The sequence below is a fragment of the Exiguobacterium sp. s46 genome (assembly GCF_018618875.1).
GTDB lineage: Bacteria > Bacillota > Bacilli > Exiguobacteriales > Exiguobacteriaceae > Exiguobacterium_A > Exiguobacterium_A abrahamii.
In genome coordinates, this window is sequence record NZ_JACSMY010000001.1 from 555409 (window position 1) to 567642 (window position 12234).

The 12234-nt window shown below is 45.3% G+C and carries 13 protein-coding genes; 5 read left to right on the forward strand and 8 right to left on the reverse strand.

Annotated features, from left to right (window positions below; genetic code table 11):
- The first annotated feature begins 112 nt into the window (after positions 1-112).
- The 5 genes from KNQ08_RS02835 to KNQ08_RS02855 all read left to right on the forward strand — a co-directional run bounded on the left by KNQ08_RS02835 (position 113) and on the right by KNQ08_RS02855 (position 5047).
- A complete protein-coding gene (locus KNQ08_RS02835; protein ID WP_214804575.1) occupies positions 113-1345 on the forward strand; it encodes a sugar ABC transporter substrate-binding protein in 1233 nt (410 codons plus the stop codon).
- Positions 1346-1379: 34 nt separating this feature from the next.
- A complete protein-coding gene (locus tag KNQ08_RS02840) occupies positions 1380-2267 on the forward strand; it encodes a carbohydrate ABC transporter permease (protein WP_149427119.1) in 888 nt (295 codons plus the stop codon).
- A gap of 18 nt (positions 2268-2285) precedes the next feature.
- Positions 2286-3179 carry a carbohydrate ABC transporter permease gene (locus KNQ08_RS02845; protein ID WP_149427120.1) on the forward strand — a complete coding sequence of 298 codons (894 nt, stop codon included), beginning with the start codon at positions 2286-2288 and terminating at the stop codon, positions 3177-3179.
- Between the two features lie 175 nt (positions 3180-3354).
- Positions 3355-4278, forward strand: a complete 924-nt coding sequence (locus KNQ08_RS02850) for an ATP-binding cassette domain-containing protein (protein ID WP_251133604.1) — start codon at positions 3355-3357, stop codon at positions 4276-4278.
- Between the two features lies 1 nt (position 4279).
- Positions 4280-5047 carry an ABC transporter permease gene (locus tag KNQ08_RS02855; protein ID WP_214769436.1) on the forward strand — a complete coding sequence of 256 codons (768 nt, stop codon included), beginning with the start codon at positions 4280-4282 and terminating at the stop codon, positions 5045-5047.
- Positions 5048-5103: 56 nt separating this feature from the next.
- On the opposite strand, the gene KNQ08_RS02860 is transcribed toward KNQ08_RS02855, so the two are convergent.
- The 8 genes from KNQ08_RS02860 to KNQ08_RS02895 form a co-directional block, all read right to left on the reverse strand.
- Positions 5104-5541, reverse strand: coding sequence for an Asp23/Gls24 family envelope stress response protein (locus KNQ08_RS02860; RefSeq protein ID WP_214724684.1), 438 nt, complete (start codon positions 5539-5541; stop codon positions 5104-5106).
- A 52-nt stretch (positions 5542-5593) separates the two neighbouring features.
- Positions 5594-5800 carry a DUF2273 domain-containing protein gene (locus KNQ08_RS02865; protein ID WP_023467890.1) on the reverse strand — a complete coding sequence of 69 codons (207 nt, stop codon included), beginning with the start codon at positions 5798-5800 and terminating at the stop codon, positions 5594-5596.
- Positions 5801-5820: 20 nt separating this feature from the next.
- Positions 5821-6363 carry an alkaline shock response membrane anchor protein AmaP gene (gene amaP, locus KNQ08_RS02870; RefSeq protein ID WP_050677038.1) on the reverse strand — a complete coding sequence of 181 codons (543 nt, stop codon included), beginning with the start codon at positions 6361-6363 and terminating at the stop codon, positions 5821-5823.
- A 335-nt stretch (positions 6364-6698) separates the two neighbouring features.
- Entirely contained in the window at positions 6699-8069 is a 1371-nt protein-coding gene (locus tag KNQ08_RS02875) for an amino acid permease (RefSeq protein WP_214804577.1), read from the reverse strand.
- Between the two features lie 163 nt (positions 8070-8232).
- Entirely contained in the window at positions 8233-9117 is an 885-nt protein-coding gene (locus tag KNQ08_RS02880) for a hypothetical protein (RefSeq protein WP_214804579.1), read from the reverse strand.
- A 58-nt stretch (positions 9118-9175) separates the two neighbouring features.
- Positions 9176-9769 carry an undecaprenyl phosphate transporter UptA gene (gene uptA / locus KNQ08_RS02885; RefSeq protein ID WP_023467894.1) on the reverse strand — a complete coding sequence of 198 codons (594 nt, stop codon included), beginning with the start codon at positions 9767-9769 and terminating at the stop codon, positions 9176-9178.
- A gap of 123 nt (positions 9770-9892) precedes the next feature.
- Entirely contained in the window at positions 9893-11212 is a 1320-nt protein-coding gene (locus KNQ08_RS02890) for a Na+/H+ antiporter family protein (protein ID WP_214724763.1), read from the reverse strand.
- Between the two features lie 314 nt (positions 11213-11526).
- Positions 11527-12078, reverse strand: coding sequence for a beta-class carbonic anhydrase (locus KNQ08_RS02895; RefSeq protein ID WP_035397969.1), 552 nt, complete (start codon positions 12076-12078; stop codon positions 11527-11529).
- Positions 12079-12234 lie beyond the last annotated feature (156 nt).

Below are 12234 nucleotides of genomic sequence, written 5' to 3' on the forward strand. Positions count from 1 at the left end.
TGTTTATAGAAACGTTTAACCTGTTGCTTTAAGGAAAAACCTTTGTATAAACATTATTTTTTTAGAAAACAATCGAAACGTTTCGATTAATACGAGATGGAGGAATGGAACCATGAAAAAACTCGGACTAGCACTTGCGGTCGGCGCATTGTCGGTATCAACATTAGCAGCTTGTTCATCAGGATCTGGAGAAGATGACAAGGCATTAACGGTATGGGCAATGGGTGAAGAAGGAAAGGCATTACCGAAGCTCGTAAAAGAATATGAAAAAGCAAACAAAGGTGTCAAAGTGAAGGTTCAGGCGATACCATGGGATACGGCACATGATAAATTGTTAACGGCAGTCGCTTCGAAGAACGGACCAGATGTCGTTCAAATGGGTACATCTTGGATGCCAGAATTCGTTGAAGCTGGTGCTCTTTCAGACATGAAAAAATATGTGGAGAAATACCCATCTCTTGCAAAAGATAATTTTTATGAGGGATCTTATGAAACAGTCGAATTAAAAGATGGCGTTTATGGTGCGCCTTGGTATACCGATACTCGAGTTCTCTACTATCGCAAAGATGCGTTATCTGATGTCGGGTATAAAAAAGCGCCAGAGACATGGGAAGAACTCGAGGATGCTTCAGCTAAGCTTGCGAAACGTCCAGGCGAAAATATGTACGGGATTACTTTGGATACGAACGATCAAATGTTGAACTTCATGTTTGCACGCCAAAATGGATCGGACTTATTGACGCAAGATAACAAACCGTTATTTAATCAGCCGGAATTCATTGAAAGTGCTGAATATTTAACGAGTTATTTCAAACAAAAGTATGCTCCGATTGATTTAGGAATGGATATCGTACAAGCATTTGGTGCAAAGGATCCGAATGTTCCAATGTTCATTAGTGGACCATGGATGATCAATCTGATTAATGAACAGATGCCGGGTATTGAATCACAATGGGGGACTGCAGTTCTTCCAAAAAAAGAAAATAATATTTCATTCCTAGGTGGAGCGAACCTGAGTATCTTTGAAAGTAGTTCTAAAAAAGATCAAGCAGCGAAATTCATCGCGTATATGAGTGAACCAGAAACACAAACAGCATGGATGGAGATGACGAAGTCGCTCCCTTCAACAAAAGAAGCATGGAAAAACGATACACTTCAAAATGACGAGAAACTTAAGACGTTTGGTGAACAAATGAAAGCTGCTCAACCAATGCCTCTCATCTCATCGTGGGAGAAAGTATCACAAACCTACTTACAGAGTTTCGAGAAAATGTACCGTGGCGATGCAGCGGTCGACAAAGAAGTGGAAGTGTTCCAAAAGAAAGCAGAAACCATCTTAAAATAATCGAAGCGGAAGCTTAAAGGAAGGAGTCCTCTGAATGAGACGGTTGCTCAACCATCAGGCGCCTTATCTGTTCATTGCACCTACCATCATTTTACTGTTTCTGTTTTCGATTACGCCGCTTTTCGTCGCCGTAGTGATGAGTTTTACGAACATGGATTTAGCGGGAATCGCGAACTATGCAAACATCGAATGGATCGGTACTTCAAACTATCTTGAAATTTTTAAAGATGAGGTTTTCTTAAAGGCATTAACGAACACGGTTTTTTATGTCATTTTGGGTGTACCACTTGTCATTACACTTTCGCTCTCCATTGCCATTGCGATTAACTTTGGTCGTGGAAAAGTATTTGAATGGTTTCGTGTCGTCTTTTATATGCCGTCGATTACGAACGTTGTTGCTGTTGCCGTCGTTTGGGGATTCTTATTCAATCCCCAATACGGGCTCTTTAATTTTATCCTGAATGCAATTCATCTACCGGATGTTCCATGGTTGCAAGATCCACTTGTTGCAAAATTATCATTGATCCTATTAGCCTTATGGCGGGCTGTCGGAATCAACATGATTATCTTCCTTGCGGCATTACAGGGGATTCCAAGAACGTATTATGAAGCAGCTGCACTCGACGGAGCCAGTACGTTTCAACAAATGTTTAAGATCACGATTCCTCTCTTACGATATGCCATTTTCTTCGTTACGGTGACGACATTGATTGGATGGATTCAATTTTTTGAGGAACCGTTCATTATGACGGAAGGTGGACCGTTGAATTCAACGACGTCATTGGCGCTGTTCATTTATCAAAACGGTTTCCAACTGAGTAACTTCGGATATGCTGCTGCTGGATCCGTTGTCCTATTCGTTTTAATCATTACCGTCACATTGATCCAGTTCCGTGTTCAAAAAAATGATAATCCATACTAAGGAAGGGGGGACGATTCGATGATTCCGAAAGAAAAACCTGTGATTGTAACAGGCAAGGAAGCTCGATTTTCACCAATCGCACGTCCGGAGAAAAGAAGACAGAAGGCTACTTTTCAATGGGGTCTTGCAACGGTATTGACGTTACTAGGTCTTTGTTTTCTCTTACCGTTTTTTTGGATGGTTCTTTCTTCAGTAAAAACGGATGCAGAAATTTTAGCACTTCCGCTAACGATTTGGCCAAAAGAGCTAACTTTTGAGCATTACGTTAATTTATTCGTGAACCTAAACTTTTTGACCTATTTGAAAAATACACTTTTGATTGTATTAGCATCGTTTTTCGGTCTACTCTTAACGGCGATGGCTGGTTATGGATTTGCCAAATTTCGTTTTAAAGGGAGTAAGTTACTATTCATTGGAGTACTCGCTACAATGATGATCCCAGGTCAAGTAACAATGATTCCAGTCTATTTAATGCTTAATCAAATGGGGTTAACGAATACGATGACAGGAATCGTTTTACCTGGATTAGTTGGTGCGTTCGGCGTGTTCCTATTTCGCCAATTCATGACGACGATTCCAGATGAGCTGCTAGAGGCATCTCGACTAGATGGAGCAAGTGAATGGCGTATTTTCTTCTCAATCGTTCTTCCGATGTCAAAACCCATTCTGGCGGTACAGGGAATTTTAACATTCATTGGAGCATGGAATAGTTTCTTATGGCCACTCATCATCGCGAATGACGAATCATTGTACACTCTATCTGTTGGATTAGCGTTACTGCAGGGGCAACATGGTGGGAATTACGGATTGCAAATGGCTGGAGCTACTTTCATGGTCATCCCGATTATCATCATCTTCATGATTTTCCAAAAGTACATCATCGAAGGATACAATATTTCAGGTATGAAATAGGTATATGTTTTAATCTCGCGTTCTCTTTTGAGAGCGCGTTTTTATATGCAAAAATCGCTGAATAGTTCGTGTGGAATGATTGTACGTTACGCCATCTGTATAAAAGTTTTTTTGATTCGAGAACAGAAAAAACGGGAAAATCTTGGACATGACTTTGAATTCAGGGAAAGAAGGAATGAAGATGATTCATGTCGAGAATTTGACGAAGACGTATGACGGGAAAGATGTCGTCAAAGGCATCTCGTTCGATGTAGAGGCAGGAGAGATCTTTGCTTTTCTAGGACCGAACGGGGCTGGAAAGTCGACGACCGTCCAGATGCTGACGACGTTGATTCCAATTTCCGGTGGTCGAGCGACGATTCAGGAATTTGATGTCGTCAAACAGGAAAACCAGGTTCGCTTGCAAATTGGAGTCGCCCTTCAAGATACCGGCATCGATGAGGATTTGACCGGTCTTGAATTACTTGTCCTACAGGGAAAATTATTTGGATTAAGTCAGACGGAAGCTAAGAAACGGGCAGAAGAATTGCTACGACTCGTCGGACTCGATCAAGACGGTCAGCGTCGATCAGGTACTTACTCCGGCGGGATGAAACGACGGCTTGATCTGGCGTTGACGCTCGTCCATCAACCAACTGTTTTGTTCCTTGACGAACCAACGACAGGACTCGACCCCGCGAGCCGTGTACAAATCTGGAACGAGGTCCGACGATTAAACGAAGAGTTCGGAACAACGATCTTTTTGACGACACAGTATTTGGAAGAAGCCGATCAGCTAGCCGACCGAATCGCGATCATCAATGAGGGACAATTGATTGCCGAAGGAACGGCAGCTGAGCTGAAAGCAGCAAATGGAGAAGAGCGGATCGAATTGACGCTAGCTGAAAAAGAGAACGAACGGATCGTTTTAGAGACGTTTGCCGGTCGTCAGGAAAAAGACCGCCTCGTCATTCCTTCGCGGGGAACGGAGACATTGCGCGCGGTCGTCCGTTTTCTTGATGAACGAAAAATGGTCGCTACGTCACTGGTCGTCAAACAACCGTCGCTTGATGATGTCTTCATTCGTTTGACGGGACAAGCTTATAAGGAGGAATCGTGACATGATACGTGAAACGTGGTTTTTGATGCGTCGGAGTCTCCTCGTCACGTTACGTAATCCGTTTTCCTTCATTCCGAACTTGATCATCAGTGTCTTTTTCCTGCTCGTCTACACGAGTGGTCTCTCCGGCATCTCGAACTTACCTCAATTCGACGGCGTCGATTATTTGAACTTCATTTTGCCTGTTTCGATCGTCTCGGGTGCTGTCGGCGGAGCAGGGGGAGCGGGGCAAGCACTCGTCAAGGACATCGAGAGTGGTTATTTCGCTCGACTCTTATTGACACCGGTCTCCCGGACCGCAATCGTCCTCGGACCGATGCTTGCCGGGATGCTGCAATTATTCGTTCAAACATTACTCATCTTCGGAATGGCATTCTTGCTTGGTCTATCGATTCCAGTCGGTGTCAGTGGCTTTTTCTTGACGATCTTACTCGCGCTTGGCTTCGGTCTCGCCTTTGCCGGTTACTCGGTCGGTGTCGCTTTGAAGACACGGAACGCCCAAGCCGCGCAAGCCGGAACACTTTTGTTCTTTCCGCTGATTTTCCTGTCGACGACATTCGTGCCGAAAGACTTGATTGAAGCCGAATGGCTCAAGATTGCCGCGACGATCAATCCGACGACCTATATCATTGAAGGGATGCGCAGTGTGTTGACCCGTCCGGAGATTGATTGGTCGGTTTATTGGCAAGGTTTGATCGTCGCTGCTGTTCTCAGTATTGCGATGGTGATCTTTGCTGCGTTGAACGCACGTGGGGCATTGAAAAAGTAAAAAAATGGACCCGTTTTTAAGCGGGTCCATTTTATACGGCTATCTAGTTGACTGTCTTATTTCAAATCGCGTTTTTCTTCCTCTTCTTTCGACGATTTACTTTTTGCGTCGAACTCGGAACGCGTCATGACATCTTCGACATGCATGTTGATTTCGATGACATCGAGTCCTGTCATATCATGGACTGATTTTTTGATTTTCGTTACAGCGTCTTGGAAGATGGACGGGATGTTTTTGCCGTACTCGACGATGACTTTTAAGTCGAGTGCGACTTGTCGTTCGCCGACTTCCGCGTCGATGCCTTTTGTGATATCTTCCGTGCTCCGGAAACGATCTGTCAATCCACTCATGAAGCCACCACTCATTGAGAGGATGCCTTTGACATCATTTGATGCGATACCGGCGATTTTCTTAATGACTTGATCTTCGAATGTGAGTTTATTTTCGTGTACTACTTCGTTTTCGTTTTGTTTAGTGTTGATTTCGTTAGCCATGAGAAATCTCTCCTTTTAGTGTAAGTTGAATGATTTTTTATTTTCTGTATGCTCAATCCCGTTGAAAGAACTGAATCCATCCTTCGACATCGAGCGCATTATCCCGCCACTGACCGATCAAGTAACCGATTGTTGCGAATACGATGATCAACAACGTCGGTCCAAAACCGATCGTCAAGAACAAGGTGGCGAGGATCAGTCCGACTAGTCCGCCGAGTAGACGGTAGCGATACGGACGAAGTGCTTCGCTCGTTTTCATGATCTTCCTCCTCTCGTATCTTAGACGACGCGTTCAGACGTTTTTGTCTTCGTGTCACTGATCCGGACGCGTGTTTTTGTGACAGGTAGTTCGAGCAACGATTCGACCGCGTTCTTGGCGCGTTCTTGAATGTCTTTTCCGATTGTCGGCAAGCCTTCTTGACCGAAGACGGAACAGTCGACTTCAAGCGCGATGGTTTCTTTTTTCGAGTGAATGTCTGCGTTGACGCGTGGCGAACGTACGCCGTTGATACCGCGAATCGACTCGAGTGCCGTTCGTTCGATCGTTTGCTTAGAGATCGTGATATTCCCGTCACCCGTTTGAATCAGGAGACGTTGTCCTTTTGAACGACTGAGTAGTCCAGTGAATAATAGAATGACAAATACGAATGCTAGGAAGCCACCAAGTGATAAAATCGTGTAGCTATACCATTGTTGATCTTGCCACTGTTCAATCAAAGGACTGAGTCGTGGAACATCATAGACGCCAAGTACAAGAAGACCGACGCTGACTAAACCGAGAATGCCGATCAGAACGAGTAGGAAACGATTGAATCCGTTCATATTACATCTCTCCTTTCTGCCGTTAAATTGTTTTAACGTGATTGTTCTACACATGAAATATTATGTGTATGGTGAGAATATTCCCGCTCAAACGAACTCGAAACATGAAAATGCACTTAGAATAAAAAGACTATTTATTCTGAAAATTTATCTATTTATTAGAAAAATAGTAGATGAAATACGGCTTTATGCATTGAAATCAAGAATGTTACGACGTCTTAAGGGTTTAAGCGTTCGTGAAAAATATCTATCATGAATATTATTCAATGTCAATATAGAAAATCATCTCCATCAAAAAACTCCTCTCATGCGGTTATGAGAGGAGAGACAGACGTTTATTTTTCGATTTTCGGTACTTTTACGATGTAATAGACCGTACTTAAGATCAAGAAAGCGACTCCGATTAAGATCGAGACGCGTGTCTCATCGTTGAACAACATCCCGACGAGCACTGTCACCAGCGCGACGATCGACAGATAGTTCGTCACCGGCGCACCGGGCATCTTGAAAGGATGTGAGGCTGTCCGTTCACTTTCGAGTTTACGATACCGGATATGACTGATTAAAATCGCGAACCACGGTACCATCCCTGGTAGTACCGAAGCACTGTAGACATACACGAAGATGTTCGTATCCTTTCCGAGAACGAGTGGCAAGGTGATGTCAAGAATGACACCGAAGAAAATCCCGATTGAAATCGCGAAGACCGTGTAGAATGGAATGCCGCGTTTGTTGATCTTTAAGAAGAAGGACGGCACTTGTCCTTTTTCAGCCAATGCATAAATCATCCGGCTTGCGCTGAAGATCCCGGAGTTACAACCGGATAAAGCGGCCGTGATGACGACGAAGTTGATGATACCGGCAGCAATCGTGACACCGACCTTGGCGAATGTCGCAACGAACGGACTGCCGAGATCCGACAACTCATTCCATGGATACACCGTGACGATGATGAAGATGGATCCGACGTAGAAAATCAAAATTCGCCAGACGACACCATTGATTGCCTTCGTGATGTTCTTTTCTGGATCTTTCGTTTCTCCAGCTGTCACGCCGATCAACTCAACACCGATGTAAGAGGCGAAAACGATCGAGAGCGCAAAGAAGAAGCCGGTGAAACCATTCGTGAAGAATCCACCGTTCGCCCAAAGATTCGAGAAGCCGACCGGGTTTCCGTCATTCCCTAGACCAAAGAAGATGATTCCGAATCCGGCGACGATCATCAGAAGAATCGTTATTACTTTGATTGAGGCGAACCAGAACTCGAGTTCACCGAACATCTTGACGGAAGCGAGGTTCGCGAGCGTCAAGAGAATGATGACGACGACGCCTGGAATCCAAGTCGGTAGCTCCGGCCACCAGAAGCGTAGATAGGTTCCGACAGCGATGACTTCACTCATCCCGACGACGACCCAGTTGAAGATATTACTGCTTGCTGTCAAGAAACCAGCTGCTGGATGGATATAGTCGTTTGCGAACTTTGCGTACGAACCACTGTGAGGATGGGTGTAGACCATCTCACCAAGTGCCCGCATGATGAAAAAGATAAAGACTCCTGCTAGCATGTACGCGAGTAAGACGGATGGTCCCGTCCAAGCAATCGTACTTGATGCCCCAAGGAAAAGACCGACCCCGATCGTTCCTCCGAGTGCAATCATTTGTACCTGTCGTGCTGTTAAATCTCGTTTCAAATTCGAACTCATCATTTCCCCCAAAAAAATTCTGTGACGTCATAATGTTCAGACAATTTGTCCGAATAACTATAACGCTGAGTATACTATCCTCAGATAGAACTCGCTAGTCTTTTTGAAAATTTGGGTTAGAGGTTTTCAAAAGTAAAAAGATTATGAAACAACTGTGTAATGGCTTTCATTTGCCTGCTAAGAGAGAGACAAGTCGCTGGCCGAGTCTCCCGAAATATAGGTGTTCCGAGGTCGCTAGTACGATCAAGTCATTACGCATTGTAAGGTCACCTGACAGGGTATTTCCCTGTTCTGTCATGAATCGAATCGAACGAACACTTTCAAAGAGCGTACCTTTCCGTTCGAGTAAATGTGCTTCATCAGAATTTGCGGCAAGCAGAAAATTGTCGTACCGAGCGAACTGAGAAAAGGCGATCGTAGGTGCCTCACAGACGAGATCTTCCTCTTGATCGATACAAATGAAACGGTAATCAGAGTAGTAGAAGAACCAGATTTCTTTTGATGAACAGACGTTTAAGGCGTAACAATCATCAATCGGGTATTGACGGTTTTTATATTTTACTTCGCCCGTATCGTCAAAAGCGACGAGACCAAAGGCACCATTTGAACTGGTTACGGCGTCAGCATAGACACCTTCGTCAAAATAACTGACCCAAATCCACCCTCGTTCATCGATTTGCATGTTTTGAATCCCATCATCTAAACAAAATTGATTGACTAGATTTCCCTGAACATCATAAATAAAGGCATTCGGCAACCACGTTCCGTCTACGTCATCATCGCAACGGGAAGCGACGAGTAACAAACGTCCATCCGGAAATCGATCGACGAGCGAAAAATCAATTTCGCTTTTTTTAACGATCGTCGTCTTACGCCAATCATCCTTCAATTGATGAATGGAAAGGACGTGTTCATTGCGTGCTTCGTCGAGGGTTTCTTCGACGATTAAAATATGTCCGTCGACGGTGATCCCGGTCGCGACAGGATGACCCGCCCGATAGGATGCAGTCAAACGACGTAACGGAAAATGAGCAAGTGGGGATGTGAGCATGGCGGGACCTCCTGTTTGTTTAAAAAAACAGTCCGTCGTCAGACAGACTGCTAGTTGTTCAAACCGTTCGTTGACGGCGTTTGTAGATGACATAGAAGATGATCAAGACGACGGCAGCGATTAGGACACCGTTCGTGTACGGTGCAGCGACTTCCTTGATCGAGCGCCAGTTCGTTCCGAGCGTTTCACCAAGATACAGGAACAAGATCGACCACGGAATGATCGCAAGCACCGTATAAAGAGAAAACTTCGTTTGATCCATCTTGGCAAGACCTGCCGGAATCGAGATGGCATGACGGACGACCGGGATGAAACGGGCGCCAAAGATGACGCCTTGTCCGTACTTTAAGAACCAACGCTCGGCTAAATCCAAGTGATGCTCTGAGATCAAAACATACTTTCCATATTTCAGAATAAGGGGACGACCGCCGTAGCGAGCGAACCAATATAAGAATAATTGCGAGAATAATCCACCGATGACGGCAGCGACGATGGCGAGCGGCCAGCCGATCGTTCCTTGGGAAATCATGAATCCACCGTAAGAGAGGACGATTTCACTCGGTATGATTTCAATCATCAACCCGAGGGCGATGCCGAAATATCCGAGATCGGCAAGCGAAAGCAAAATCTGGTTGACGACTTGAGATAACACGTTAGACAACTCCTTTGTATCAGTTCATTCCTTTATTTTAGAGAACCGAGGACGAAATGAAAAGGAAAAAAACGGAGACAATTTAAAAGACGGATCCGCGATGACAGCGAATCCGTCTTGTTTTTATAATACAACCGCAGCGATCGTACCGAAGATGAGTAATGGAATATTGTAGTGCAGGAACGTCGGAATGACCGTTTCTCGCATGTGATCGTGCTGACCATCAGCATTCAAACCACTCGTTGGTCCGAGTGTCGAGTCAGACGCCGGGCTACCCGCGTCACCGAGAGCACCGGATGTTCCGATGATGGCAATCGTCGCTTCTAAGCTGAATCCGTACTGGATACAAAGTGGAACGAAGATGGCAGCGATGATCGGAACGGTCGAGAAACTCGAGCCGATCCCCATCGTGACGAGAAGACCAATCAAGAGCATGACGAAGGCGGCAACGAGTTGTGAATCGCCCATCAACGCTTTCGAATTCTCGACGAGTGGCTCGATATCGCCCGTCTTACGCAAGACGTTTGAGAAACCGTTCGCTGAAATCATGACGAAACCGATGAATGACATCATGCGCATACCGCGTGTAATGACGTCATCGGCTTCACTGAAGCGAACGAGACGAAGCAGCAAGAAGAGAATCAACCCCGTCGTCGCAGCGAGAATCATTGATCCGGTCTGTAGTTGTACGATCAAGGTCGCGATGACGACGACTCCACTTAAGACAAGCTTCGTTTTCGTGATGACCGGAATTTCATAATCGTCCGGTGCGATGTCGCGAATCTCATACGTCCGCTCTTTCCGGTAGGTGTACAAACCGATCAAGAGACCAACGACCATTCCGAGTGCTGGAATCGCCATTGCTTCGATGACGGAAGCTCCAGCAGTATCGAGACCATTTGCCTTCAGGTTCTTCAGCAAAATCTGATTGAGGTAAATGTCTCCGAATCCAACCGGTAAGAACATGTACGGTGTCACAAGACCGAACGTCATGATGATCGCTATCCGGCGTCGATCGATCTTAAGCTGAGAAAAGAGACCGAGCAACGGCGGAATGATGATTGGAATGAATGCGATGTGGATCGGCAACACGTTTTGTGAACTGATCGCAAGCAAGAGAATCGCGAACAAGATGAATCCTTTTAATTTTTTGACGGAAGCGGCACTTGCGTTACCACGCGAACGCGCAATCAAAGAGTGAGCAAGTGCATCCGGTAAACCTGTTTTCGAGAGGGCGACGGCAAATGCACCGAGCATCGCGTAGCTAAGGGCGATTTCTGCTCCGTCACCAAGACCACCGGAGAATGCTTTTGTCGTCGCAGTCAGGTCAAGACCACCGACAAGACCACCGGCAAACGCACTGATGACCATCGCGAGCACGATGTGGACGCGGAAGATCGCTAAAATAAATAGTAAAAAGACGGCAAACAATACGGCGTTTATCATTCAGTAAAACCACACTTTCTTTTGTTATCACTGTACTATACTAAAGTATCTTACAGCCATGTTGGAATGCTGTCAAGAGTAAAAGTCTGACCTCGTAATCAAAAGATGAATGATACGCTTTTTAGCTCTCCACAAGAAGTTACATTCTGTTATACCCCGAAGCATGAAGTGAGAAGCGTTTTGATCACTGAAAATGACTCATACAAAAAACGTGCCATCCTTCTCCGTTACGAGAAAATATGGCACGTTATTTTTAAATTAAGACGGAGTAGAATATCCGAATCTATTTGCGTTTCTTCTATAGAGAGTGATCAGCAATCGACGACGTCGAGCTTACCAGTCCCTGGATCGATGACGAGTCCGTGAACGTTCGTCCCAGGTGGTAGTAATGGGTGGTTCTTCACGAGGCTGACCGAGTGAGCGACGCTTTCTTGAACTGACGTGAAACCACGCAACCATTGATTCAAATCAACGCCAGATACTTCGAGCGTGTGAAGAATCTGTTGGTCGATGCCCCGATCCTTCATCTCGTTGATCATGTGGTTAGGATCAATCGTGCTCATGCCGCAGTCGTGGTGACCGATGACGACGACTTCTTCAGCACCAAGAGCATACAACGCGACGAGAATCGAGCGCATGACGGAACCGAATGGGTGCGATAGGATAGCACCGGCATTTTTGATGATCTTCGCATCCCCGTTCTTAAGACCAAGTGCGTGTGGGAGGAGCTCCGTCAAGCGGGCATCCATACACGTCAGGATGACGACCTTTTTGTCTGGGAACTTATCCGAGACGAACTGTTCATACTGTTTTTCGGCGACGAATCGCTCGTTGAAGGCTAGCATTTCCTGTACAACTGACATTCAAGTGTCCTCCTTTAGTGGTAGCTCTTAATATGTACCCCATATCAGAATACAAGATGATGAAACGGCTATCAAGTCACGAAAATGCGAGGTGTGACAAATCGCACACATCTATGTACATGAAGCAAAACGATGAAAAAGAGGAATTCACAACAG